Source organism: Pectobacterium aquaticum (assembly GCF_003382565.3).
Classification (GTDB): domain Bacteria; phylum Pseudomonadota; class Gammaproteobacteria; order Enterobacterales; family Enterobacteriaceae; genus Pectobacterium; species Pectobacterium aquaticum.
In genome coordinates this window covers 113,029-138,942 of sequence record NZ_CP086253.1, presented here as the reverse complement: position 1 = coordinate 138,942, position 25,914 = coordinate 113,029, and the positions used below count along the sequence as shown (strand labels likewise).

Genomic DNA, 25,914 nt, shown 5'->3' with positions numbered 1-25,914 from the left:
CTCAGCCGGTCGCGAAGTTAGCCCCGATTAAATCTATCCGGTCAGTACAGATACAGTCAACGCCCCAATCCAGCAAAGTTTGCGCGCGATCAGGTTGGTTGACGGTATAAACCAGAATACGCAAACCCGCAGCTTTCAGCGACGCGACGCGTTCTGCCGTCAGCAGTTTGTGATTCAGGTGGATGGACACACAATCCAGACGCTGCGTTAACGCCAGCCAGTCCTCTTCCCACTCATCCAGCAGCAACCCACGCGGCAGTTCTGGCACCGCCTGCTGCGCCGCTTCCAGAGCTTCGATAGAAAACGATGACAGCAGCGGTGCGACCGGATGATCGGCCCACAGCTGGCGCGCCGCCAGCGCGATAACCCGTCCGGTTTCTGTTTCATATCCAGTGGTGGGTTTAATTTCGATGTTGGCCGCCATGCCGTACTGCACACAGCGTTTTGCTACTTCCGATAACAGCGGCAGGCGTTCACCGACAAATTTATGACCGTACCAGCCGCCGACGTCCAGCCCGACCAGCTTGTCCCACGGCAGTTCACCTGCAATGCCCCAGCCGTTACTGGTGCGCTCAAGCGTGTCGTCGTGTAAAAGGAAAATCTGGCCGTCCTGCGACAGCTTGGCGTCAAATTCGATCATCTTATGACCGAGGCTGGCACCGACATCAATCGCCGCCAGCGTGTTTTCCGGTGCCAGTGAACCGCCGCCGCGATGGGCGACAATGCTCGGGTAAGGCCAGATTGTTTCCATTATTCCATCCGTAATCCGCTTTGCGAATCAAACAGGTGCCATGATGACGTCGGTAATTGTAGCCAGAGCGTTGAACCGATCGCGGGGCAGTGCTCATAAGAGAGCCTCGCAATCACGTTCTGCCCGCCCCACTTGCCGTGCGCTAAATTGTCCGCGCCCAGCAGTTCGAGTGTTGAAATCTGCAACGGGATACCGCCAGTTTCACTCGTCGCCAGCTGAATATGCTCTGGTCGAACCCCCAGCGTCAATGCTTTACCGCGCCATTGCGGCTTCGGTTCAGACAGCGCCAGCGCGATGTCGCCATCGATTTCAAAGCGGCAGCCGTCATCACTAATGCGACCTGACCACAGGTTCATGGCCGGTGAACCAATAAAGCTGGCCACAAACAGCGATGCCGGGCGGCGATAAATCTCAGCCGGTGCACCGATTTGTTCGGCGATCCCTTTGTTCATGACGATAACGCGCTGTGCCAGCGTCATGGCTTCAACCTGATCGTGCGTGACGTACAGGCTGGTGGTTTTCAAACGCTGGTGCAGTTGCTGTAATTCGAGCCGCATCTGTACGCGCAGTTTGGCATCCAGATTCGACAACGGTTCATCGAACAGGAATACCGCCGGTTCACGCACAATCGCCCGTCCCATCGCCACGCGCTGACGTTGACCGCCCGATAGCTCACGCGGTTTGCGTTGCAGCAGCGGCATCAGTTCCAGAATTCGCGCCGCATCTTCCACGCGCTCGCGGATCTGCGCCTTGCCGAAGCCACGGATTTTCAAGCCGTAGGCCATATTGTCGAACACGTTCATATGGGGATAAAGCGCATAGTTCTGGAACACCATCGCAATACCGCGATCTTTCGGTTCCAGATTGGTGACCCGCTGGTTATCAATGTAGATATCACCGCTGGTGGTGCGTTCGAGGCCTGCTACCATGCGCAGGAGCGTCGATTTGCCACAGCCTGACGGCCCGACCATCACCACGAATTCGCCGTCCGCGACGTCCAGATCGATAGGTTGGATAATCTGTGTTTTGCCATCGTAAGACTTGGTGACGGCCTGAAGTTTTAAACATGCCATAAGCGTTTCCGAAATTCGTCTCGATTTATTTTTCGCTGTCGACCAGACCGCGAACGAACCAGCGCTGCATCAGTAGCACAACCAGCAGCGGCGGCAACATGGTCAGCAGCATGGCCGCCATCACCTGATTCCACTGCGTGGCCCCATCGCCGGAGGCAATCATGCTTTTAATCCCGGCGACTGCGGTGCCCAGATCGGCATCGCTGACAATCAGCAGCGGCCACAGGTATTGGTTCCAGCCGTAGATGAACGTGATCACGAACAACGCCGCCAGATTGGTTTTCGACAGCGGTAACACCATGTCGAAGAAGAAACGCATCGGGCTGGCACCGTCGATACGCGCCGCTTCCATCAGCTCATCCGGCAGCGTCATAAAGAACTGGCGGAACAGGAAGGTCGCGGTCGCCGAAGCCATCAGCGGCAGCGTTAAACCGGTGTAGCTGTCCATCATGTCCAGCCGCGCGATCACTTCCACCGTCGGGAAAATACGCACTTCCACCGGCAGCATCAGCGTCAGAAAAATCATCCAGAAGAACAGGTTGCGCAGCGGAAAACGAAAATAGACGATGGCGTAAGCGGACAGGATCGATACGGTGATTTTGCCTATCGTAATCGCCAGCGCCATCACGAAGCTGTTAAGCAGCATCAGTCCGAACGGCGTGGTGTTATTGCCCGCGCCGTGCAGCCAGATATAACGCAGGTTTTCCCACAGGTGAGAACCGGGGATGAGCGTCATCGGAGCCTGAAAGACTTCCTGATTATCCAGCGTGGCGGCCACAAACCCCACGTACAGCGGAAACAGTACGGCGAGAATGCCGACGATCAGCATGACGTGGCTGAAAATAGTTAACCCGCGACGATTCTCAATCATTGGCATTGACCTTGTAGATTTATCTTCATTGGTAATTCACCTTCCGCTCAACAAAACGGAACTGAATCACGGTCAGCCCGATAACCAGTATCATCAGTACCACCGACTGCGCTGCCGAACTGGACAAATCCAGCCCTGCGAAGCCCTCACGATAAATTTTGTAGATCAGCGTGGTCGTCGACTGCACCGGTCCACCAGCCGTTGCGGCATCGATAATCGGGAAGGTATCGAAAAAGGCGTACACCAGATTGACCACCAGCAGGAAGAAGCTCACCGGAGAAATCATCGGCAGCACCAGATTGAAGAAGCGCCGAACGGGGCCAGCACCATCAATCGCGCCCGCTTCCACCAGCGAACGGGGGATCGATTGCAGCGCAGCAAGGAAGAACAGGAAGTTATAGCTAATCTGTTTCCAGACCGACGCCAGTACGACTAAAAACATCGCCTGACCGCTGTTCTGTGCGTGGTTCCACGTATAGCCCAGCAGCCCGAGAAAGTGGGTGATCAGCCCCAGACCGGGGTTAAACAAGAACATCCACAACACGGCAGCAACGGCGGGTGCCACGGCATACGGCAGGATGATCAACGTCTGGTACAGGCGGCTGGCACGGATCACGTAGTCCACCAGCGCGGCCAGAAAGAGTGAAATCAGCATGCCAAACCCTGCCACCAGAAAGCTGAATATCAGCGTGGTGTAAAACGAATCAAGGTAGTAAGGGTTATTGAACAGCTGTCTGAAGTTTTCCATGCCGACAAATTCGCTGGATAACCCAAATGGATCCAGGTTCTGCACCGAATACCACAGCGCCTGACCGGCAGGCCAGATAAAGAAAATCACGGTAATCAGCAGTTGGGGCAACACCAGCACGTAGGGCAACCAGCTGCTGCGAAAAACGGGGCGGGATGATGTCATGCGGTAACTCATTGCAAACAGAAAAGAAACAGGCCGATTCCCTTCGGCCCGATATTGCTCAACAGAAGCGTGTTACTTCGTCGATTGTTCAAAGCGACGCAGCAGCGCGTTACCGCGTTCTACTGCGCTATCCAACGCCTGCTGTGGCGTCTTCTTATTGGTCCATACGCTTTCTAATTCTTCATCCACAACGGTACGAATTTGCGGCATGTTGCCCAAACGCAGACCTTTGGTGAACGGCAACGGTGGCTTGTTCAGCATCTGACGCGTGGCGATATCCGCACCTGGGTTTTTCTCGTAGAAGCCCTGCTTCTGCGTCAGTTCGTACGCCGCAGTAGTGATTGGCAGGTAACCGGTTTTCTGGTGCCATTCAGCAGCATTTTCCGGTTCGGCCAGGAATTTCATAAACTCAGCGACGCCTTTATAGGTCGCGGCATCTTTTCCACCCATCACCCACAGGCTGGCACCACCGATAATGGCGTTCTGCGGTGCACCTTTCGCATCGGCGTCATACGGCATCATGCCAACACCGTAGTTGAACTTGGCGTGTTCCCGAATGTTCGCCAGCGAACCGGAAGAGGCGGTCGTAATAGCGCAGTCGCCGTTATAGAATTTCTCGGTCGGCTCATCCTTACGCCCAAAATAGGTGAAGTCACCCTTCTTGTTCATGTCCTGCAACAGCTGAATGTGCTTAACCTGCGTTGGTTTGTTGAATTCCAACACGGCATCGGTGCCGTCAAAGCCGTTGTTTTTGCTCGCAACTGGCAGACCGTGCCAGGCGCTGAAGTTTTCAATCTGAATCCAACCCTGCCAGCCGCTGGCGTAGCCGCACTTCATCCCAGCAGCACGCAGTTTGGCGGTGTACTCAGCCATCTGCTGCCAGGTTTTCGGCGGCTGCTCTGGATCTAAACCGGCTTTCTTGAAGGCATCTTTGTTATAGTACAGCACCGGCGTGGAGCTGTTAAACGGCTGCGACAGCAGGTGACCGCTCTTCGCATCGGTGTAATAACCGGAGACGGTCGGTACAAACACCGACTCATCGAAATTAATGCCTGACTCTTTGAAGACTTCATAGACTGGCTTGATGGCTTTACTTGCCATCATGGTCGCCGTACCGACTTCATAGACCTGCAAAATGGCGGGCGCATTCCCCGCGCGGTAGGCCGCAATCCCAGCGGCCAGATTCTGTTCGTAGTTGCCTTTGTAGACCGGCACAATTTTTACATCGCTGTGCGCTTGGTTAAAACGGTCAGCCAGAGAATTCACTTCTTTCCCTAATTCGCCTTCCATGGAGTGCCAGAAAGGAATTTCTGTCGCGGCCTGCGCACTGGCGCTCATCAGCGCTAATGCCACACACGCCGCGGCGGTGCGAATAGCATGTGTTTTACGAATTGTGTTGTTGAACATGCCTGTCTCCTGCAATCAATTAAATGCGCCATCATCACGGCGTTTTTTATGCGAAGGTAAACATGACATGAGCACATGACAGAAAAATAACTGGAAGATGACGGGAAAGTGACAAGGAAAGAAGGTCTTCTTATTGGCTACTATCTTCTTATTGGCTACTAAGTAGGCTGTTCTGTGCTACCATCTGTGTTAATAGATAACACAGGAGGTTTTATGCCTAGAACGACAAGTATTACGATCGGCGAACAACTGGATGACTTTGTCTCCAAATTAATAGATAGCGGTCGCTATAGTTCTACCAGTGAAGTCATCAGGTCAGCGCTTCGCCTTCTTGAGCAACAAGAATCCAAAACAGAGGCTCTGAAAAAAGCGATTTATGCAGGGGAGCAAAGTGGAGAAAGTTCGTTGACGCTGCGTGAAATTGCGGCAAAAAAGAAGCGCGAACGGAATGTATAAACTCTCTAATCTTGCAGCAGAAGATTTCGCAGGCATCTTTGAGTACACATTGATCAACTATGGCATCAGTCAGGCTGACAATTATACAGAGTCGCTAGAGAATACGCTGATTCTGCTAGCAGAATCCCCTTATATAGGCCAAGAGTACCCTGAAATTAGCAATGGTGTGCGCCGATTCGATCATAGGCAACACGCTATTTTCTACCGCATACGAGAAGAAGATCTTCTTATCATCCGAATCCTGCATCAGCAAATGGAACCTATGTGCCACTTTTTTGATATTTAAAAAGTGGCTAAATAAGGATGTATTCAATCAATAGCATGCCACCAAGAACAATAATCAGTAATGGCTCTGGTGCAGTTATTCCCATGGAGATTTGCGGCTCATCAGATCGTTAATGCGGGCATGACGTTCTGCGGTGATAGGCGCATCCAACTCGGCCAACAATCCGTCAAACTGTTCGTTGTCCAGAATAAACAAACGTTGATCCAACAAGATGTCCTGCGCCTCGCGGCAGGCGGCTTCAAGCATAAAATCGGTACGTGATTTTGACACAAGGTTTGCAGCCATATCGATCAAGTCCCGCTGGGAGGCTTTGGCCCGAATATTGATTGGCGCTTCTTTAGTTTCAGGTTTCATCATCATGCCTGTGTAGTGAATCTCTCTACAACCCTACATGACGTGTACAAAAATGCTACACACCGGAACATCACCCATACATTCAAACGCACTGACTACCACGCTCAGGGCTATTTTCGAATAACATCAACGATAACGATTTTAGGATCGTTGATGATTCCTATATGTATCGTTTTATCTGAATCCGTAGACTTCCAATACTCACCGGTCGTGTCTGTGTAACTCAGCGTAAAACCAAGCGACGCTAGATAGCTGCGTATGTTTGTCGCATCATTGGTATTTTGAAACGTAATATTGCTGACTTCCAACGCAGGGCCATCAACCGTTGCATAGCCAAAATCATAGAGAGAAGAAATACGCGGGCTATTTTTAATGATGTCGTCTGTAAGCATTTCATATCGTCGGGCGTCCTGTTCCGTGTAGCGAGAACTCCCTTCCGTCAGAATAACCATTGCAGGCCAATAATAGAGAAGCGGCAAAGCAATTAGGATCGATATACTTAGCAGTATGCTTATTCTTCTTTTCATATCTCTAAAATATTCGCCTAAATAACCCCCTCACCCCGCCACCAGCACCTCAACCCCCATTTTGCTCAAGGCGTCTTTAGCAGCAGCGGGCAGGCCGTCGTCGGTGATGATGCTGTCGAAGACGCTAAGCGGCGTGGCGAGATGGGTGGCGATGCGGCCGTATTTTGAGGTGTCGCACAGCAGGACGCATTTGCTGCTGGCGTCCACCGCCGCGCGTTTCACGACCACTTTGTCTTCATTCGGCGTGGACAGCCCGCGCAGGCTCCAGGAAGACGCGGAGATAAAAGCGATGTCGATAAACAGGTTGCGCAGCGCCTGTGCCACTGCTTCGCCAATGCAGGAGCGGTTTTCCCGACACAGCGTGCCACCCGTGTGAATCATGCGGCACTGGCTGGACTCAATCAGAAAAGCAGCAATCACAAAATCGTTGGTGACAATCAGCAGATCGTCACGATCGGCCAGTTCGCGCGCCAGCGATAGCGTGGTAGTGCCCGCATCCAGATAAATGCAGCTATTGAACGGGATATGCTGCGCCGCCAGTTTGCCAATTGCCTCTTTCTGCTGGCTGAACATCACCGATTTATCCTGATGCGACGGCTCAATCGCCAGCCGTTCAGGCGAGCGCACGCCGCCGGAGACACTCAGCAGCAGGCCGTCCTGCTCCAGCTTTTGCACATCGCGCCGTACCGTCATGTGCGACACGCCCAGTCGCTCGGTCAGTTCGTTAATGCTTACCGCGCCGCGCTCGGCGATCAGCGCCAGAATCTGTTGATGACGTTCTACTGGAATCACGCTGTCCGTTCCCTGTTTGGTTGTGCTGGTCTGATAAATAGGGTGGCTGATAAATATTGTGAGAAACACCCCGTTTGATGACGATAATTATCATAAATTCACGTCATAAACCACGCCAGACATAACAACCTTTCTCATCACTCAATGCCAAAATAGAAATAATCTACTGATATATAAATATAATAATGGAAATAACCTTCCCGGCGAGGTTCAACTACACTGAATCATCACGATCTCAATGTTAATTTATGTGATAAAAATCACCACAATTTGTTCTGATAGTCCTTATATTTAACACCAGAGAACAAAAAATCACTAATTTTAACAAGGCAACCACGATGAAAAAGACTTCTGATTATGCTGTCGCCGTTATCGGTCTGGGTTCCATGGGCTTTGGCGCTGCGGCGTCCTGCATCAACGCTGGCCTGACGACATACGGTGTCGATATCAACCCGCAGGCACTGGAACGCTTACGTCAGGCGGGTGCGGCGCAGGCTGACACACGTATTGATGCCTTCGCTGACAAGCTGGATGCCGTCGTGCTGCTGGTGGTGAACGCCGCGCAAGTTAACGGGATTCTGTTCGGTGAGCCGCAGGTCGCTGCGAAACTCAAGCCCGGCACCGTGGTTATGGTGTCTTCTACTATCTCCGCGCAGGATGCCAAAAACATTGAACAGCGTCTGGCTGAGCATCAGCTCATCATGCTGGATGCACCCGTATCCGGCGGTGCGGTGAAAGCCGCCGCAGGCGACATGACGGTGATGGCATCCGGCTCCGATCTGGCTTTTGAGAAACTGAAACCCGTGCTCGATGCCGTCGCGGGCAAGGTCTATCGCATCGGTGAAGAGATCGGGCTGGGTGCGACCGTTAAAATTATCCACCAGCTGTTGGCAGGCGTACACATCGCCGCCGGCGCAGAAGCGATGGCGTTGGCCGCGCGTGCCGATATCCCGCTGGATATTATGTACGACGTGGTGACCAACGCCGCCGGGAATTCCTGGATGTTTGAAAACCGCATGCGTCACGTTGTCGATGGCGACTACACGCCGAAATCCGCCGTTGATATTTTCGTGAAAGATCTGGGGCTGGTCACCGACACCGCCAAATCGCTCCATTTCCCGCTGCCGCTGGCCTCCACCGCATTCAATATGTTTACCGCCGCCAGCAACGCCGGATTCGGTAAAGAAGACGACAGCGCGGTCATCAAGATTTTTAACGGCATTACGCTGCCGGAAAAGAAGGAGGCGCCATGATCAAGCTAGGTGTGATTGCCGACGATTTTACCGGCGCCACAGATATCGCCAGCTTTCTGGTGAACAACGGGCTGCCGACCGTGCAGCTCAACGGCGTACCGCCGTCAGACTTTAAGGTCGACACGCAGGCCGTGGTGATTAGCCTAAAATCGCGCTCCTGCCCGGCGGAACAAGCCGTGGCAGATTCACTCAAGGCGCTGGCGTGGCTGCAACAGCAGGGCTGCCAGCAGTTCTATTTTAAATATTGCTCCACCTTCGACAGCACCGCGAAAGGCAACATCGGTCCGGTGACCGATGCGCTGTTAGCACAGCTTGGCGAAACGCAAACCATCATTTCTCCGGCGCTGCCGGTGAACGGCAGAACCGTCTATCAAGGGCATTTATTCGTGATGGATCAGCTGTTGTCTGAATCCGGGATGCGCCACCATCCCGTCACGCCGATGACGGACAGTAACCTGATGCGCGTCATGGAGCAGCAGGCAGCCGGACGCTGCGGGCTGGTGCCGTATGCCGTGATGGATCAGGGGGCAGAGGCCGTTAAGCAGCGGCTGACGCAGTTGAAAGAACAAGGCATACGCTATGTGGTGCTGGATACGCTGAACGAACAGCACCTGTTAACGCAGGGTGAGGCGCTGCGCGATATGAAGCTGGTCACCGGTGGTTCCGGCCTGGCGATTGGGCTGGCGCGTCAGTGGGCAGAGTCTGCGACACAGACTGGTTCCGCCACCGGCGCAGGCAAGCCGCAGTCCGGCGCAGGCGTTGTGCTGTCCGGTTCCTGTTCGGTGATGACCAACAAGCAGGTCGCCCACTATCTGAAACAGGCGGCGGGTCGCGCGATTGACGTCGCACGCTGCTTAGAGAGCAATGATGCCCAGCAAGCCTACGTTCAGGAACTGGCCGACTGGGTGAAGGCACACCGTGACGACACACTCGCGCCGCTGCTGTACGCCACCTCATCACCCGATGAACTGGCGCAAATTCAGCAGCGCTGGGGCGCGGAAGCCAGCAGTCAGGCGGTGGAAAAATTGTTTGCCGCCGTTGCCCGCCAGCTTCAGCAAGACGGTTTCCAGCGCTTCATCATCGCGGGCGGTGAAACCTCCAGCATCGTGGTACAGACGCTGGGCATCCACGCATTCCATATCGGGCCGTCCATTTCTCCCGGCGTGCCGTGGGTGCGATCCACCAATCATCCACTCTCTCTGGCGTTGAAATCCGGCAATTTCGGTGATGAAGACTTTTTTGCCCGCGCCCAAAAGGAGTTTGCCGCATGAGTGAAACACACCACAGCACCGAAGCCGCGTTGAACAACGAGCAGCGCGCACGCGCGGAAATGGTCAAGCTGGGCGCGTCCTTTTTCCAGCGCGGCTATGCCACCGGTTCCGCGGGCAATCTCTCACTGTTACTGGATGACGGCACGCTGCTGGCAACGCCGACCGGCTCCTGCCTCGGCGAACTGGATGCCGAGCGGCTGTCCAAAGTCAGCCTGAGTGGCGAGTGGCTCTCCGGGGATAAACCGTCGAAAGAAGTCAGTTTTCACCTGTCGATTTACCGTAACGATCCCGAATGCAAAGCGATCGTTCATCTGCACAGCACCTATCTGACGGCGCTCTCGTGTCTGGAAGGGTTGGACACGCAGGATGCCATCAAGCCGTTCACGCCCTATGTGGTGATGCGCGTCGGTAAAGTGCCCGTCGTGCCTTATTACCGCCCCGGCGATGCGCGACTCGGTGAAGATCTGGCGAAGCTGGCCTCGCGCTACAAGGCGTTTTTGTTGGCTAACCACGGCCCGGTCGTCACTGGTAAAGATCTGCGAGCGGCGGCGGACAACATGGAAGAGTTGGAAGAAACCGCCAAGCTGATTTTTATTCTCGGCGATCGAAAAATTCGCTACCTCACCGCTGACGAAATTACCGAGCTCTCTTGATGAGTGACTTTTTACTGAGCTATGGAGTTAACCATGCCTAAGTTTGCTGCCAATCTTTCTATGCTGTTTACTGATGTGCCGTTTCTCGATCGTTTTAAAGCCGCTGCCGATGCGGGTTTCACCTCGGTCGAGTACCTGTTTCCTTATGACTATCCAGCACCGCTGCTGGCGGAAAAGCTGCGGGAAAATGGCCTGAAGCAGGTGTTGTTCAATACCGCGCCCGGCAATATTGCGGCGGGCGAATGGGGCGTCTCTGCCCTGCCCGACCGTATTGAAGATGCCCGCCGAGATATCGATAACGCTCTGGAATATGCGCTGGCTCTGGATTGCCCTTCGGTGCTGGTGATGGGGGGCGTCGTGCCGCCCGGTGAAGACCGTGCTGCCTATCAGCAAACCTTCATCGATAACCTGCGCTACGCCGCCGATAAGTTTGCACCGCACGGCATCAACATCATGATTGAGGCGCTGAGCGCGAAGGTGAAGCCGAATTACCTGTTCGCTAGTCAATATCAGGCGCTGGAATTAGCCAATCTGATCGACAGGCCGAACGTTTATATCCAGCTGGATTTCTTCCACGCACAAATTGTCGATGGCAACCTGACGCAAATTATTCACGATTTGGCTGGCCGCATCGGACATATTCAAATTGCTTCGGTTCCTGCGCGACATGAACCCGATGAAGGGGAAATTAATTATCCGTTCATCTTTGCCGAATTGGATCGCGTGAATTATTCCGGCTGGGTTGGCTGTGAATATAACCCACGCGGTAAAACGGAAGACGGGTTGGGATGGGCTAAACCCTATCTAAAGAAATAAGTTATCGCGGAAAAATATTGCTGTTCCCATAAAAGAATAAACACCAGAGACATATTTATAAAATATCGAGAAAAGGTCAGGTTCCCGCATTATTCCGATGCGGGAATCAGGTCACCCTTTTCTTCAAATAAAACAATAACCCAATACCTTTTCAGCCTCTGAATTGAAAAGACGGGATCAATGAGGATAAGAACATGGCCACCTCGCTCTTACTCTGCATCGCTATCGCCGGGGTATTACTCCTGCTGCTGATGGTCATTAAATTTAAAATTCAGCCCTTTGTTGCCCTGCTGGTCGTCAGCCTATTGGTTGCATTAGCAACCGGAATACCCACAGAAGAAATAATGAAAGTGATGTCCAGTGGAATGGGCGGGGTACTCGGTTCGATCACCATGATCATTGGGCTAGGTGCCATGCTGGGCAGAATGATCGAAGTTTCTGGTGGCGCTGAGTCTTTGGCAAAGAAATTCACGCAAACACTGGGAGAAAAACGCGTCATTGCCGCATTGACCATGGCAGCATTTATTCTCGGCATTCCGGTATTTTTTGATGTCGGCTTTATTATTCTGGCACCTATTATTTATGGTTTCGCAAAAGTCGCCAAGGTCTCTCCACTTAAATTCGGTCTGCCCGTCGCGGGAGTGATGTTGACGGTTCACGTCGCCCTGCCCCCTCATCCTGGACCGGTTGCGGCAGCCAGTTTGTTAAAAGCCGATGTGGGCTGGTTAACTATATTAGGGCTGGCGATCTCTATTCCTGTCGGCATCATCGGTTTCTGGGTTGCAAAATATATTAACCGTCGGCAGTACGCGCTATCTGTTGATGTGCTGGAGCAACTGCAATTAGCAAAAACTGAAGAAAAAAATGAGGTGGCACCACATAAGAATGCGCCTTCCGCTAGTCTGGTTACGGCGCTGATTGTCATCCCTATCGCCATTATTATGCTCGGCACCGTGGCGGCGACGCTGTTCCCAGCAGGCCACCCGCTGCGTAATATCACCACGTTGGTCGGTTCCCCTGCGGTTGCGCTACTGATTGCCCTAGCACTCGCCTTTTACTTTATCGCCATGCGTAGAGGCTGGTCGCTTGAAAAGACCGGCAACATTATGGGCGATGCCATGCCTGCCGCGGCGGTCGTCATCATGGTGACAGGTGCGGGCGGCGTATTCGGTAAAGTGCTGGTGGAATCCGGTGTCGGTAAGGCGCTGGCGGATACGCTGACCAGCATTCACCTGCCGCTGGTGCCTGCCGCGTTTCTTCTGTCACTGGCGCTGCGTGCCTCGCAAGGTTCCGCTACCGTTGCCATTCTCACCACCTGCGGCCTGCTGAGCGAAGCCGTCAGCGGCCTGAACCAGATGCAACTGGTGCTGGTGACGCTCTCTGCCTGCTTTGGCGGGCTGGGTCTGTCGCACGTCAATGACTCCGGTTTCTGGATTGTCACCAAATATCTGGGGCTGTCCGTCGCCGACGGCCTGCGCACCTGGACGGTGTTGACGACTATCCTCGGGCTGGCCGGGTTCCTCTTCACATGGGCATTGTGGCTGGTGCTGTAATAGCGCTGGTGCTGTAAAGTGTGAAATTTCACAATGGGGAGGCTGCAGCTTCCCCGTTGGTATCAACTGAATAATGCATGTACATACCTCCTTTATGCTGAAAAATGCGCCCTTTTTACTCCCGTATTCCGCATCTACCCGTTTTTATTCTGCCTTTATAATATCGCTTGGGTAAGAAACAACGCGTTCTCCTGCCCGCTCTCGCAAATTGGCATACCGCAGTATGCAATCAGAAGCGCACCCCATTCCTGACCTGTCGTAAAGGATGACCAATCTGTAAGGTAAAGCCTGCATCAATCAATGAAAAATAATAAAGGAACATTATGAATTTTCTATCAAAAATGAAACTTAGTGCCATGCTGGGCACGGGTTTCGCCTCTGTCATCATTATCGGTCTGATGGTTGCCATTCTGGGGCGCGTCCATCTCGCCAATCTGGGTAAAGATATTGAATCACTCTCTGAAAAAAACCTGACCAACCTGCTCCTCATTCAGGACACCAAGAGTGGCTTTGAGGTTGTCGCCCGTGTTGTCCGTAATATCGGGCTGTCACAAGACAGCGCGCGTATCCAGGAAGAAAAACGCATTTTAGATCAGCAAATTACCCGTAATAGTGAAGCGCTGGAAAAAGTCTATAAACAGCTTGCCGAACCGGAGGCGCGTGCCTTGCTGGAACAGCTTACGCAGGCTCGGCCGGTTTATCTGAAAGCGGTGAATAACGCTATTGCATTAAGCCTCTCCGGGGTGCCGGAAGAAAAAGTGCAGGCCGCGTTAGTTATGGTCAATGAATTACCCCCCGCACAAGCGTCAGTTTTTGCTGCTCTGGACGGGCTGACGGCGTTGCAGAAAAAACAAACGATGGAAACGACGACCAACGCCATGCATAAAGCCAGAGACGATGGCAATACGCTGCTGCTGTTCGCTGCGTTCGCAGTCTTCGTCGGGATTTTTATCTCCATCTTGATTACCCGCACGATAAAAAACCTGCTGGGCGGTGAGGTGGCTTACGCGGCACACATCGCCCAAGAGGTTGCGCAGGGAAATCTAGCCGTCAGCGTCGATCTGCGCCCCGGCGACAACCACAGCGTGCTGGCTGCCATGAACGGTATGCGCAAAAGCCTGAGTGGGATTGTTGAACAGGTGCGTGAGAGCAGCGAATCTATCGCAACCGGTGCCAGCGAGATTGCCGCAGGCAGTACCGACCTCAGCCAGCGCACGGAAGAGCAGGCGGCGAATCTGCAACAAACCGCAGCGTCAATGGAAGAAATAAGCCAGACCGTGCGCCAAAATACCGAGACGGTACGTAATGCCACGCAGTTGGCGCAGGCCACCAGCGATACCGCCGCCAAAGGAGGCAAAGCCGTTGGCAATATCGTTGTCACCATGAAAGAGATTACCGACAGCTCGCGTAAAATTGGCGATATCATTAGCGTCATTGACGGCATCGCCTTCCAGACCAACATCCTGGCGCTCAACGCCGCGGTGGAAGCCGCACGGGCTGGCGAACAAGGCCGTGGTTTTGCGGTGGTTGCGGGTGAAGTGCGTTCTCTGGCACAACGCTCCGCTTCTGCGGCAAAAGAAATCAAAGAGCTGATCGGCCACAGCGTCGAGAAGGTGGAAGCCGGTTCCGCCATGGTAGACAGCGCTGGCGCGACGATTGAAGAGCTGGTACGTCAGGCACACAATGTTGCGGGTCTGCTTAACGAAATTGGCGTCACTACGCAGGAGCAAGAATCCGGCGTCTCGCAGATTCATGATGCCGTGAACCAACTTGACCAGGTCACGCAGCAGAATGCCGCACTCGTTGAGCAATCCGCTTCTGCCGCCGATAGCCTGAGCGATCAGGCTGCCCGTCTGGTCGAACTGATGAAAGTGTTCATCGTTGAAGGCGGATCGTCACAGCGTATTACACCGCCGTTGAAACGGCCTGACAGCGCCAAACTCTCTCTCGCTAATCCTAAAAGCAGCACGAGAAGCGATAAGCAAAACTGGGAAACCTTTTAACAGCCAGCCAAGTCCCCCCAAAACCGCTGAGCGATCAGCGGTTTTTTATCCCGTTATGACCCGAACGTCTCACATTACCTTTCCGACCCTCATCGACGATGACGAGCGAAATCTTTCAATAGGGAAAGACAATGAATAAAGAGAAAAAACAGCAATGCGTTTTATATTAAGCGCGATGGAATAAAATCAATAAAAAACGAGGAATGGCAATTTTCGATGATAAAAACATCAAATATATGAAGGTAAAAACATCATGTTGTTCGAAAAAAAAGAATGAATAAAAAATAAACACCCCTCAGCGTTGAATAAATAAGCAAAAAATCATAACCACAACGTTTATTAACATGATTGTCAATTTAGCATTACAGCATGACCGCAGTTTATTTTTTCTCTAACCCACAGAGATATTGCGGCTTTTACCGCCACCTTTTATACTCCTGCGCCATCATTTACCCTTATTTGTCTATGTTCTAGCGCACCAGACACGACGACTACTTACCGGAAAGCGTGACAGGAAAAAGTAAACTTAGGATAAGTTTATTAGCCAAGGAAAACAGGCAACGATTACGGGAAAGGATATACCTGTCATTCTTCAAGTCGCATGTTTATTTATCTTTCTGCGACGCGAGTCTTTAGGGTATCAACGTGATGGTACTTGCAAAATAAATACATTTGCGCAACCCCTATTTCACGTTTAAAGCACGCCGACACCAACCATATTCATTCTCAACATATAATAAGGGACACAATGAATCTCATCAAAAAGAGTAGCCTGGGTAAAATGCTAGGGATCGGCTTTACCCTGATCATCGCTATCGGATTTCTGGTGGCGGTATTTGGCCGTATCCAACTCGACAAGCTCGGGGAAAACATTCAACTGCTGTCGCAGGTCCGCATTACCAACCTCATGATGATGAAGGAGTTTAAAGACAACATAAACACTAACGCGATCGTCATCAGAAACCTGACGATGCGGGAAGACAGCCGGAAAATGCAGGAAGAGAAAACCCACATCGACAATATGATCGCCCGTAATAACGCATTACTCGCAAAAATACGCGACCGCGCTATCGATCAACATTCACAGGAACTGATTGCGGCACTGGATCGCGTACGGCCAACCTATAACGACAGCATAACAAGCGCCATCGCACTGGTCATAGCACACAGGAACAAAGAAGCTCAAGATCTACTATTAACCGACGTTCAGGCTAAGCAGGATATCGTCTTCAGCGCATTGAATGACATGGTTAGTTGGCAAGAGAAGATTACGGTTGATGCTGCTAACCAGTCCTTAAAGAATGCCACACGTGCCGGCACGCTGATGGTCATCATCGCTCTGCTTGCTGTTGTGTTGGGCGCAATGATTTCATGGTGGATAACTCGAACCATTAAACGTCAGCTCGGGGGAGAACCGGCCTACACGTTGGAAGTCACGCGTCAGGTTGCACAAGGGAATCTGGCCGTTGCGATTGAACTGCGCGATGGTGATACCACTAGCGTGCTGGCGGCGATGGAAGATATGCGTCAAAACCTGAGCAACCTCGTAGGTCAAGTGCACCAGAGCAGCGAATCTATCGCCACGGGCGCGACGCAGATTGCGATGGGCAACACCGATCTGAGCCAGCGCACGGAAGAACAGGCTGCAAATCTTCAGGAAACCGCCGCCTCAATGGAACAAATGAATACCACGGTGAAGCAGAACGCTGCGACCGTACGCACCGCCACAGAACTAGCCCACTCCGCCAGCACCACGGCGCAAAAAGGCGGCGATGCAGTCAATAACGTTGTGCGTACCATGGAAGATATCACCGCCAGCTCACGTAAGATCGGCGATATTATCGGCGTCATCGACAGCATTGCTTTCCAGACCAACATCCTGGCGCTCAATGCTGCCGTTGAAGCGGCCAGAGCCGGTGAACAAGGCCGTGGCTTCGCCGTAGTCGCGGGTGAAGTGCGATCTCTGGCACAGCGTTCCGCTTCTGCCGCGCGTGAAATCAAAGATCTGATTAGCGTAAGTGTGGCCAACGTGGAAATGGGGGAGAAACAGGTTAACGATGCGGGCATCACCATCAAAGAGATCGTCGAAAAGTCTCAGCATGTTGCCAACCTGCTCAGTGAAATTGGCCTGACCACGCACGAGCAGGAACAGGGCGTTGCTCAGGTGAATGATGCGGTGAATCAGCTCGATCAGGTGACGCAACAGAACGCCGCGCTGGTTGAAGAATCCGCCTCCGCCGCAGACAGCCTGAGTGAGCAAGCCAGAACGCTGCTGGAATTAATGGGCGTGTTCAAAATCAGCGGCGTTCAAACGCCAGCACCACGGCTGACATCACAAGCGAAGAAGCCGACGGCACCGAGGCTGGCTCTGGCGGGTACATCAGGCAGCACAAGCCGTGATAATTGGGAAACCTTTTAACGAACGCGGCCAAGTGATAGATTCCCAAGCCACTTAGCACACAAAATAAAGCCGCTGACTCTTCAGCGGCTTCAGACCGTTGACAAACCTATTTACCGAATGAAAACGGGCATAACGGAATAGAAGAGTAAAGCGTTTGCGCCAGGGATGGCGCAATCCGAGCGCACAGGGACGTGTTTACAGCGTCTTTACGATCTATCCGTTATTCCCGCTCTACGACTTTGTCAGCAACCTCAAGCCGCTGACTCTTCAGCGGCTTTTTACATTAGCGGGTAATCCGTTATCGGCGATTACAGCGCCCGACGCAGGCGTGCTACCGCTTCATGCATTTGCTCATCCGTAGCCGTCGCAAAGGACAGACGCAGCGTTGAGTAATCGATATTGTCTGGGAAGAAGAACTCACCTGGCACGAAAACAACGCCCTGCTCCAGCGTCTTCTTCAGCCATTCCGTCGTGTTGAAATCGTCCTGACGGAACTTCGCCCACAGGAACATCCCACCTTTCGGTTGGTTGAAGGTGATCACATCACCCAGTTCCTTCTCGACCAGTTTTGCCAGCAGTTCGCCTTTGTGCTTATACGCGTGGCGAATTTTCTCGATCTGCGTATCCAGACGTCCCAACCCCAGATAGCATTCCGCGACGGTCTGCGACAGCGCGCTGGCATGCAGGTCAGCGGCCTGTTTGATAATCGCGACTTTGTGCAACAGCCAATCCGGCAGAATCGCCCAGCCGAGACGTAATCCCGGCGCCAGCACCTTCGAGAACGTAGAGGTATACAGCACATATTCGGTGCTGCCCAATTGCTCCTGCGCCAGTTGGAACAGCGTCGGGTTGCGCTCTTCGGTGAAGCGTAACTCGCCATAGGGATCGTCTTCGATAATGACAAAACCGTAGCGCTCCGCCAGTTGAATCAATTTCAGGCGACGTTCATAGCTCAGCGTAACGCCGCTCGGGTTACCGAAGTTCGGAACGATATAAACGCCTTTGATACGCTGTTTCTTCAACAGCTCTTCCAGCTCATCAACGACCATGCCGTCGGCATCGGACGACACCGACATCACCTGCGCCTGCGCCAGTTCCAGCGTTTGCAGCGCCGCCAGATAAGTCGGGCGTTCAACGACGAACACGTCGCCCGGATCGACCATCGCACGCATGATCAGGTCAAGCGCCTGCTGTGAACCGGCCGTCACGACAATATCGTCACCGCGCGTTTTTACGCCGCGTACGGCACACAGTTCGGCAATGCGATCGCGCAGCACGCCGCTTCCTTCGGTTAAACCATACTGGAATGCCGTTTTCGGCTGTTCGGTAATCGCTAACTGCGTGGCCTGGCTTAGCCCTTCGAAATCAAATAATGCATCTGACGGAATCCCGCCAGCCAGCGAGATAATATTTTCCATCTTGCTGTGTTTCAGCAGTTCACGGATGGCGGAACTTTTTAACCGAGCGATGCGGTGCGCTAACAACCCTTCAATGGCCATTTCTTCTTAACCCTTCTACGAAACAGGCCGGTAAACCGGCCCGATAACGATTCTCCCTGTCATCCTTCAAGCAGCATGCGCGTTGGCGTTCCGCCGCTCGAATGATTTAGGGTAGATCTGCTCTAAAATTATCCGCCCAGATAGGCCGAACGTACCGCTTCATTAGCTAACAATGCCGCTCCGGTATCTTCCAATACGACATGGCCGTTTTCAAGTACATAACCCCGATCGGCCAGTTTCAGCGCCTGATTGGCGTTTTGCTCTACCAGGAAGATGGTCATGCCTTCTTCGCGCAGTTGCTGGATCGTATCGAAAATTTGCAGGATGATGATCGGTGCCAGGCCCAGCGACGGCTCGTCCAGCAGCAATAAACGCGGCTGGCTCATCAGCGCACGGCCAATCGCCAGCATCTGCTGCTCACCGCCGGACATCGTACCGGAACGCTGGGCGCGTCGTTCATACAAACGCGGGAACAGATCGTAGACGCGCGCAATCCGTTCCTGATACTGATCGCGCTCGGCAAAGAACCCACCCATCGCCAGATTCTCTTCTACCGTCATGCGGGAAAAGACGCGACGCCCTTCCGGCACAATCGCGATAGCTTCACGCATAATCTGCGCGGTCTGCCAGTTCGTGATGTCCTTGCCATCAAACGTGATGGTGCCTTCTGTGGCGCGCGGGTCACCGCACAGCGTGCCCAGGAGCGTGGTTTTACCGGCGCCGTTCGCGCCGATCAGCGTAACAATCTCGCCCTGATCAATGTGCAGGCTCACCTGATGCAGCGCCTGAATTTTTCCGTAGTGGGCCGAAACCTGATGTAATGACAGCATAAACGTTATCCTTCACCCAGATAGGCACGGATGACATCTGGGTTGTTACGAATTTCAGCTGGAGTGCCTTGTGCCAGCGGCGTTCCCTGATTGACGACATAAATCCGGTCGGAAATTCCCATCACCAGTTTCATATCATGTTCAATCAACAACACGGACACCTGATGGCTACCGCGCAGTTCCGCAATCAGCTGATTTAACTCGTCAGTTTCTTTCGGGTTCAGACCAGCCGCAGGCTCATCCAGCATTAGCAGCTCAGGGCGCGTCACCATGCAGCGGGCAATTTCCAGACGGCGTTGCTGGCCGTAAGACAGATTCCCCGCCTGACGGTTCGCTAACTCCAGCAGGCCGATACGCTCCAGCCACACCGCGGCGCGCTCCTGCGCATCTGCTTCCGCACGACGAAAGCCCGGCGTTTTCAACAGCCCGGCAAATACGCCGCTTTTCAGGTGCTGATGCTGTGCCACCAGCAGGTTCTCGATCACCGTCATTTCACGGAACAGGCGAACGTGCTGGAATGTGCGCACCACGCCCATTCGGGCAATCGCCTGTCCGGGTAACCCTTCCAGATGACGATCGCGCAGCATGATAGTGCCACCGCTTGGGCGATAAAAACCGGTCAGGCAGTTAAAGACCGTGGTTTTCCCCGCCCCGTTCGGGCCGATCAGCGAGACGATTTCGCCAGCATGAATGTCCATTTCAACATTATTGACCGCCAGCAGGCCGCCAAAACGCATCATCAGACCTCTGACTGATAATAGTGGCTGCGTGCTCATGCTTGCTCTTCCTTCTTCGCGACTTTCAACTTCATCTCAGGACGCTTCATCGGCAGCAGGCCTTGCGGACGCCAAATCATCATCAGAACCATCAACGCACCCAGCAACAGCATGCTGTATTCATTCAGATCGCGCATCAGTTCGCGGGAGACGACCAGCAAGATTGCAGCAAGAATGACCGCAAACTGCGAGCCCATTCCACCCAGTACAACGATGGCCAGCACAAAAGCAGATTCAGCGAACGTGAACGATTCCGGGCTGACGAAACCCTGACGCGCGGCAAACAGCGTCCCAGCAAAACCGGCGAACGCGGCGCTGATGGTAAAGGCCGTCAGCTTGATGCGCGTTGGGCTCAGCCCCAGAGAGCGGCAGGCGATTTCATCATCGCGCAGCGCTTCCCAGGCACGTCCCAGCGGCATACGCAGCAGGCGGTTAATCACAAACAGGGTTAACACCACCAACAGCAGCGCGACCAGATACAGGAAGATGACGCGATCGCTGGGGTCATATTGCAGACCGAAGAAGTTGTGGAACGTATCCCAACCGCCATCGCGCGCGCTGCGGCCAAATTCCAGACCAAAGAAGGTCGGTTTAGGGATCTGGCTGATGCCGTTCGGACCACCGGTAATTTCAGTGTTGTTCAGCAACAGGATACGAACAATTTCACCGAACCCGAGCGTCACAATCGCCAGATAGTCACCGCGCAAACGCAGCACTGGGAACCCTAGCAGGAAGCCGGACAGCGCCGCTACCATTCCTGCCAGCGGCAGACTTTCCCAGAAGCCCAAGCCGTAATAGTGATTCAGCAGCGCATAGGTGTACGCGCCAATGGCGTAAAACCCGCCGTAGCCCAATACCAGCAGACCGGACAGGCCAACCACAACGTTCAAGCCCAGACCCAGCATCACGTAAATCAGCGTGAGCGTGGCGATATCCACCGAACCGCGCGATACCAGAAACGGCCAGGCGATAGCCGCGATAATCAACGCCGCAGCTAATATCTTCTGCCGTGGCGTACTGCCATCAAAGCTCGGCAGCACCAGTGACGGAGCGGAAAATTTCTTGATGCTTTGCTGGAAGAACGGGCGGATCAACTGGAAGAAGAACACCACGATGCAGCCCGCACCAATCCAATACCAGCGCACTTCATCGGCACCGCGCACCACCAATTTGGTGCCATCCAGCGCCAGTTGCATGCCCATTAAGAACGAGGCCAGCACCAGCAGCATGAACGCGGAAACCAACGCATTAAACAGGTTGAGCTGCTTCATACTTTCTCAACCTCCGGGCGACCCAGAATACCGGTTGGCATCACCAACAGCACCACAATCAGCAGCGCAAACGACACCGCATCTTTGTATTCCGTGCTCAGGTAAGCAGACGTCAGCGCTTCGGCTACGCCCAGAATCAGCCCACCGATCATTGCACCAGGGATGCTGCCGATTCCACCCAGTACCGCCGCCGTAAAGGCTTTCATCCCGGCCATAAAGCCGATATAGGGGTTGATGACGCCGTAGAATTGCCCCAGCAGCACGCCAGCAACGGCGGCCATGAGCGCACCAATGACGAAGGTCAGGGAGATCACGCGATCGGTGCTAATCCCTAACAGGCTAGCCATTTTCAGGTCTTCCGCACAGGCGCGGCAGGCGCGACCCATACGGGAATAGCGAATAAATAGCGTCAGGGCCAGCATAGCGAGGAACGTAACAATCCAGATGGTCAACTGCATGGTGCTAATCGTCGCGGCAAAGCCATTGCTTTCGCCTAGCACCCACTGGCCGGTCACCAGACTCGGCAGCGCAACATCACGCGAGCCCTGATTCAGGCTGACGTAGTTTTGCAGGAAAATTGACATCCCGATGGCAGAAATCAGCGCAATCAGGCGCTTTGACGTTCGAACAGGTCGGTAAGCCACCCGTTCGATACTCCAGCCGTAGGCGCTGGAAATGACCACAGCGGCAATGAAAGCGGCACCAATCAGGAGCCAGCCAGCATCGATACCCATCATCATCAGGGCCGCAATCACAATAAAGGAGACGTAGCTACCGATCATATACACTTCGCCGTGTGCGAAGTTAATCATGCCGATAATGCCGTAAACCATGGTGTAGCCAATGGCGATCAGCGCATAGGTGCTGCCCAACGTCAGGCCGTTGAACATCTGCTGAAAAAAGTAAAGGAACTGCTCGGACATACCTTAAACCTTAAATGCTGCCCCCGCGCCTTGCGGCAACGGGGGCTTCGGTATTGAGGGATTATTATTGGTATACACGCAGCGAGCGAAGAATACTCTTCACGCCGAAGAGGCGGACAACGGCATCTTTATCCGTTACCCACCTACCGGCATGATGATTATTTCACTGCGCTGGACGTACCGTCTTTGTGCCACTCAAATACGCCAAATTCAAACCCTTTCAGGTCGCCTTTTGCATCCCAGCTTAATGGTCCCATTACTGTATCCACAGGGTTCGCTTTCAGATCCGCGGCCAGTTTTTCCGGCGCATCGCTACCCGTACGCGTCATCGCCGTGGTCAGCGATTGCAGCGCGGCATAGGTCGTCCAAACGAACGGACCGGTTGGATCCAGCTTCTTGGCTTTCAGCGCATCGACAATCGGTTGGTTAGCAGGAACCTGATCGTAACGCTTCGGCAGCGTCACCAGCATGCCTTCAGAGGCATCGCCTGCGATGTTGGACAGCGACGAGTTACCCACGCCTTCCGGGCCCATGAATTTGGTGGTCATGCCAGCCTGACGCGCCTGACGCAGAATCTGCCCCATTTCTGGGTAGTAGCCGCCGAAATAGACGAAATCGACGTTCTCTTTCTTCAGACGCGCAACCAGCGTGGAGAAATCTTTATCACCCGCCGTCACACCTTCAAACAGTACAACATTCGCACCGGCTTTTTTCAGGCTATCCTGAACAGAGCGGGCCAGCCCTTCACCATATTGCTGTTTGTCATGAACCACGGCGATACGCTGCGGTTTGATGGTTTCGACAATGTATTTTGCTGAGGTTGGCCCCTGATCGGAATCCAGCCCCGTCGTGCGCAGCACCATTTTGTAGCCGCGCGTGGTTAAGTCGGCGTTGGTTGCCGCAGGCGTAATCATGATCACGCCTTCTTCTTCATAGATATCAGACGCAGGCTGCGTTGAGGAGGAACACAGATGACCAATCACATAACGGATACCGTCATTGATGACCTTGTTCGCGACGGCAACGGCCTGCTTAGGGTCGCACGCGTCATCATATTCAACGCCAACCAGTTTGTTACCGTTTACACCGCCTTTTGCGTTGATGTCTTCAATGGCCTGACGCGCGCCAATGAACTCCATATCGCCATACTGTGCAACGGGGCCAGACATGGCACCAACAACCGCAACCTTAATATCGGCAGCGCTGACTGCGTGACTCAACGCCGCAGCCATACAACCCATCAGCAATACTTTACCTTTACTGAGCTTCATTCTTTTTACCCCATCTGTCATTATGGATATTGCCGAAAACCTGACCGCCTTCCGCCATAACCTGCTATTTTCTTATAAGTAAGAAAGGCTTAGGTTATTATTAGTAATAATTTCTAATAAGGCTTTATTTTTCATATTATTAAACAGGAATTTTATGCTGCAAATCAACTGACACTGTCAGAAACAAGCGGAGCAAACAGCACAAAACACCAGATGCAACAACCAGCATTTAATTTATATATAGTCAGATATTCTACTTTGTGCATTAATTGTTGATGGATTACTCGAAAAACAAAGAATGAGAAAAACATTTGCCCTATTAACCATAACGATCAAATTACATCACCGAACCACTACAAAACAACGACATTATTCTTCACTCATATGATGGAGTGCCGATAAAAATGAAACTAACCGTTGAATGCCTCACCCGATTCAGCCCTCAGGATAAAATTGATCTGGCAAAAATCTGGCCACATCAGAACATTGATTTATTAGAAGAAGACCTCTCACTCGATTGGCGATTATTTGCAGCCCGTTTTAACGATCGGCTGTTAGGTGGTGTGCTGGTCGAAATTGAAGGGGACTATGCAGAGCTAAGCGATCTGATGGTGAGGGACGTCACGCGGCGACGGGGCGTAGGGAAACTGTTGATTGATGAAGTGCGTCGTCAGCTTCCTGAAGTGAACGAGTGGTGGCTGGCCACAGCCGATCACGCGACGATCAAAGAGGAGGTACTGGCGCGATTTATGTTGTCTTGCGGCTTTTCACCTGTATCCGGCGGCTGGCGCTACATTCGTAGAAAAGAAACGCCGTTGGTTCTTGACCAACTCAACCCAGAGAAGCCATAGCTCACGCACTGCGGGCTGGCATCAGACAAAAAAACAAAACGACCGGGTATTATTACCCGGCCGCGAAAGAAAGAGGCGATGAGAGCGATTAAGCTTCTATGGCCGCTCGCAGTTTTTTCATCGCATTCTTTTCTAGCTGACGCACACGCTCTGCGGAAACGCCGTATTGATCGGCTAGCTCCTGCAAGGTGGATTTGTTGTCATCATCCAACCAGCGGGCGCGAATAATGTGCTGGCTGCGTTCGTCCAGCCCTTCCAGCGCGTAGGTGAGCTTATCGGCCGCATGCGTTTCCCAGTTATCTTCTTCAATGCCATCGGCAAAGTCAGACGATTTATCCTGTAGGTAAAGCATCGGCGACATCGCCTTGCCGTCGTGTGAATCTTCTTCAGGCGTCGGATCGAACGTCATGTCCTGCGCCGCCATGCGGGATTCCATCTCGCGCACGTCTTTGCTCGTCACGCCAAGCTCACGCGCAACCAGTTCGACTTCATCCTGATTAAACCAACCGAGGCGCGTTTTCGACTTACGCAGGTTAAAGAACAGTTTACGCTGTGCCTTAGTGGTCGCGACTTTCACGATACGCCAGTTGCGCAGCACGTATTCATGAATTTCGGCTTTGATCCAATGCACGGCGAAAGAAACCAGACGCACGCCGACTTCAGGGTTAAAGCGACGTACCGCTTTCATCAGGCCGATGTTCCCTTCCTGAATCAGGTCCGCCTGCGGCAGGCCGTAGCCGGAATAGTTACGGGCAACATGAATAACAAAACGCAGGTGTGACAGAATCAGGTGCTTAGCCGCATCCAGATCGCCCTGATAATGCAGCCGTTCAGCCAGCGCCCGCTCTTCCTCCGCCGTCAGCATCGGATAGGCATTGGCGGCACGAATATATCCTTCCAAACTGCCTTGGGGAACTAAGGTGAAAGTTTGCATATCTTTGGTCATTCAACCCTCTCAGTTGCTCTACTCGTCATATTGCAGTTGGCTATCTTAGCACTGCTTAACCGCATCGTTTTGCGCGAAAATGGCAAAATGCGGCACCTTAAAAGCTTATTTTATGAAAAACCTAAAACCAGATTAATCAAATCCTAAAATCTGTCTATTCAGACTGT

25 protein-coding genes are annotated in these 25,914 nt (G+C 53.0%); 10 read left to right on the top strand and 15 right to left on the bottom strand.

Annotation, left to right across the window (positions count from 1 at the left end):
• Position 1 precedes the first annotated feature (1 nt).
• The 5 genes from ugpQ to ugpB all read right to left on the bottom strand — a co-directional run bounded on the left by ugpQ (position 2) and on the right by ugpB (position 5,015).
• Complete coding sequence (gene ugpQ / locus DMB82_RS00585; protein ID WP_116164071.1) at positions 2-751, bottom strand: glycerophosphodiester phosphodiesterase; 750 nt, start codon at positions 749-751, stop codon at positions 2-4.
• Positions 751-1,824 (bottom strand): sn-glycerol-3-phosphate import ATP-binding protein UgpC, encoded by a 1,074-nt coding sequence (locus tag DMB82_RS00580; RefSeq protein ID WP_116164069.1) that lies wholly within the window; start codon positions 1,822-1,824, stop codon positions 751-753. The genes ugpQ and DMB82_RS00580 overlap by 1 nt, the downstream gene beginning before the upstream one ends.
• 25 nt (positions 1,825-1,849) lie before the next feature.
• Positions 1,850-2,695 carry a sn-glycerol-3-phosphate ABC transporter permease UgpE gene (ugpE, locus tag DMB82_RS00575; RefSeq protein ID WP_039275834.1) on the bottom strand — a complete coding sequence of 282 codons (846 nt, stop codon included), beginning with the start codon at positions 2,693-2,695 and terminating at the stop codon, positions 1,850-1,852.
• A gap of 25 nt (positions 2,696-2,720) precedes the next feature.
• Positions 2,721-3,608 (bottom strand): sn-glycerol-3-phosphate ABC transporter permease UgpA, encoded by an 888-nt coding sequence (ugpA, locus tag DMB82_RS00570; RefSeq protein WP_010281599.1) that lies wholly within the window; start codon positions 3,606-3,608, stop codon positions 2,721-2,723.
• Between the two features lie 72 nt (positions 3,609-3,680).
• Positions 3,681-5,015, bottom strand: coding sequence for a sn-glycerol-3-phosphate ABC transporter substrate-binding protein UgpB (gene ugpB, locus DMB82_RS00565; protein WP_014917030.1), 1,335 nt, complete (start codon positions 5,013-5,015; stop codon positions 3,681-3,683).
• A gap of 213 nt (positions 5,016-5,228) precedes the next feature.
• On the opposite strand from ugpB, the gene DMB82_RS00560 reads away from it, so the two are divergent.
• Together DMB82_RS00560 and DMB82_RS00555 are read left to right on the top strand one after the other, a co-directional pair.
• Positions 5,229-5,471 carry a type II toxin-antitoxin system ParD family antitoxin gene (locus tag DMB82_RS00560; protein WP_012772867.1) on the top strand — a complete coding sequence of 81 codons (243 nt, stop codon included), beginning with the start codon at positions 5,229-5,231 and terminating at the stop codon, positions 5,469-5,471.
• Entirely contained in the window at positions 5,464-5,757 is a 294-nt protein-coding gene (locus tag DMB82_RS00555; protein WP_039308505.1) for a type II toxin-antitoxin system RelE/ParE family toxin, read from the top strand. The genes DMB82_RS00560 and DMB82_RS00555 overlap by 8 nt, the downstream gene beginning before the upstream one ends.
• A 75-nt stretch (positions 5,758-5,832) precedes the next feature.
• On the opposite strand, the gene DMB82_RS00550 is transcribed toward DMB82_RS00555, so the two are convergent.
• The 3 genes from DMB82_RS00550 to ygbI all read right to left on the bottom strand — a co-directional run bounded on the left by DMB82_RS00550 (position 5,833) and on the right by ygbI (position 7,430).
• On the bottom strand, positions 5,833-6,111 hold the full coding sequence (locus DMB82_RS00550) for a type II toxin-antitoxin system TacA family antitoxin (protein ID WP_125176134.1): 279 nt from the start codon (positions 6,109-6,111) through the stop codon (positions 5,833-5,835).
• 110 nt (positions 6,112-6,221) lie between these two features.
• Positions 6,222-6,638 carry a hypothetical protein gene (locus DMB82_RS00545; RefSeq protein WP_116164065.1) on the bottom strand — a complete coding sequence of 139 codons (417 nt, stop codon included), beginning with the start codon at positions 6,636-6,638 and terminating at the stop codon, positions 6,222-6,224.
• A gap of 30 nt (positions 6,639-6,668) precedes the next feature.
• Positions 6,669-7,430 (bottom strand): DNA-binding transcriptional repressor YgbI, encoded by a 762-nt coding sequence (gene ygbI / locus DMB82_RS00540; protein WP_116164063.1) that lies wholly within the window; start codon positions 7,428-7,430, stop codon positions 6,669-6,671.
• 338 nt (positions 7,431-7,768) lie between these two features.
• Here ygbI and ltnD point away from each other — a divergent pair, with 338 nt between their 5' ends.
• The 7 genes from ltnD to DMB82_RS00505 all read left to right on the top strand — a co-directional run bounded on the left by ltnD (position 7,769) and on the right by DMB82_RS00505 (position 17,398).
• Positions 7,769-8,683, top strand: a complete 915-nt coding sequence (ltnD, locus tag DMB82_RS00535; RefSeq protein WP_014917036.1) for an L-threonate dehydrogenase — start codon at positions 7,769-7,771, stop codon at positions 8,681-8,683.
• Positions 8,680-9,954, top strand: coding sequence for a 3-oxo-tetronate kinase (otnK, locus tag DMB82_RS00530; protein ID WP_116164061.1), 1,275 nt, complete (start codon positions 8,680-8,682; stop codon positions 9,952-9,954). The genes ltnD and otnK overlap by 4 nt, the downstream gene beginning before the upstream one ends.
• Positions 9,951-10,607 carry a 3-oxo-tetronate 4-phosphate decarboxylase gene (gene otnC, locus DMB82_RS00525; RefSeq protein ID WP_103943798.1) on the top strand — a complete coding sequence of 219 codons (657 nt, stop codon included), beginning with the start codon at positions 9,951-9,953 and terminating at the stop codon, positions 10,605-10,607. Before otnK ends, otnC begins: the two co-directional genes overlap by 4 nt.
• A gap of 33 nt (positions 10,608-10,640) precedes the next feature.
• On the top strand, positions 10,641-11,423 hold the full coding sequence (gene otnI, locus DMB82_RS00520) for a 2-oxo-tetronate isomerase (protein ID WP_116164059.1): 783 nt from the start codon (positions 10,641-10,643) through the stop codon (positions 11,421-11,423).
• A 194-nt stretch (positions 11,424-11,617) separates the two neighbouring features.
• Positions 11,618-12,976 (top strand): GntP family transporter, encoded by a 1,359-nt coding sequence (locus DMB82_RS00515; RefSeq protein WP_116155922.1) that lies wholly within the window; start codon positions 11,618-11,620, stop codon positions 12,974-12,976.
• A gap of 323 nt (positions 12,977-13,299) precedes the next feature.
• On the top strand, positions 13,300-14,979 hold the full coding sequence (locus DMB82_RS00510; RefSeq protein ID WP_102118130.1) for a methyl-accepting chemotaxis protein: 1,680 nt from the start codon (positions 13,300-13,302) through the stop codon (positions 14,977-14,979).
• 748 nt (positions 14,980-15,727) lie between these two features.
• On the top strand, positions 15,728-17,398 hold the full coding sequence (locus DMB82_RS00505; protein ID WP_116164057.1) for a methyl-accepting chemotaxis protein: 1,671 nt from the start codon (positions 15,728-15,730) through the stop codon (positions 17,396-17,398).
• A 290-nt stretch (positions 17,399-17,688) separates the two neighbouring features.
• Here the strand turns inward: DMB82_RS00505 and DMB82_RS00500 are convergent, their stop codons facing one another.
• From DMB82_RS00500 to DMB82_RS00475, 6 genes are all read right to left on the bottom strand, one after another.
• The gene (locus DMB82_RS00500) at positions 17,689-18,879 is read right to left on the bottom strand and encodes an aminotransferase-like domain-containing protein (RefSeq protein WP_116164055.1); all 1,191 of its coding nucleotides are present in this window, start codon (positions 18,877-18,879) and stop codon (positions 17,689-17,691) included.
• Between the two features lie 128 nt (positions 18,880-19,007).
• Positions 19,008-19,709 (bottom strand): high-affinity branched-chain amino acid ABC transporter ATP-binding protein LivF, encoded by a 702-nt coding sequence (gene livF, locus DMB82_RS00495; protein ID WP_116164053.1) that lies wholly within the window; start codon positions 19,707-19,709, stop codon positions 19,008-19,010.
• Positions 19,710-19,714: 5 nt separating this feature from the next.
• Positions 19,715-20,485 (bottom strand): high-affinity branched-chain amino acid ABC transporter ATP-binding protein LivG, encoded by a 771-nt coding sequence (gene livG / locus DMB82_RS00490; protein WP_116164051.1) that lies wholly within the window; start codon positions 20,483-20,485, stop codon positions 19,715-19,717.
• The gene (locus DMB82_RS00485; RefSeq protein WP_103862333.1) at positions 20,482-21,756 is read right to left on the bottom strand and encodes a high-affinity branched-chain amino acid ABC transporter permease LivM; all 1,275 of its coding nucleotides are present in this window, start codon (positions 21,754-21,756) and stop codon (positions 20,482-20,484) included. The genes livG and DMB82_RS00485 overlap by 4 nt, the downstream gene beginning before the upstream one ends.
• Positions 21,753-22,679: a high-affinity branched-chain amino acid ABC transporter permease LivH gene (gene livH, locus DMB82_RS00480; protein ID WP_039275912.1), complete on the bottom strand. Its 927-nt coding sequence runs from the start codon at positions 22,677-22,679 to the stop codon at positions 21,753-21,755. Before livH ends, DMB82_RS00485 begins: the two co-directional genes overlap by 4 nt.
• A gap of 158 nt (positions 22,680-22,837) precedes the next feature.
• Positions 22,838-23,950 carry a branched-chain amino acid ABC transporter substrate-binding protein gene (locus DMB82_RS00475; RefSeq protein WP_116164049.1) on the bottom strand — a complete coding sequence of 371 codons (1,113 nt, stop codon included), beginning with the start codon at positions 23,948-23,950 and terminating at the stop codon, positions 22,838-22,840.
• Positions 23,951-24,354: 404 nt separating this feature from the next.
• Here DMB82_RS00475 and panM point away from each other — a divergent pair, with 404 nt between their 5' ends.
• A complete protein-coding gene (panM, locus tag DMB82_RS00470) occupies positions 24,355-24,801 on the top strand; it encodes an aspartate 1-decarboxylase autocleavage activator PanM (RefSeq protein WP_102118124.1) in 447 nt (148 codons plus the stop codon).
• A gap of 88 nt (positions 24,802-24,889) precedes the next feature.
• Here the strand turns inward: panM and rpoH are convergent, their stop codons facing one another.
• Positions 24,890-25,747, bottom strand: a complete 858-nt coding sequence (gene rpoH, locus DMB82_RS00465) for an RNA polymerase sigma factor RpoH (protein ID WP_039275909.1) — start codon at positions 25,745-25,747, stop codon at positions 24,890-24,892.
• Between the last annotated feature and the right edge of the window lie 167 nt (positions 25,748-25,914).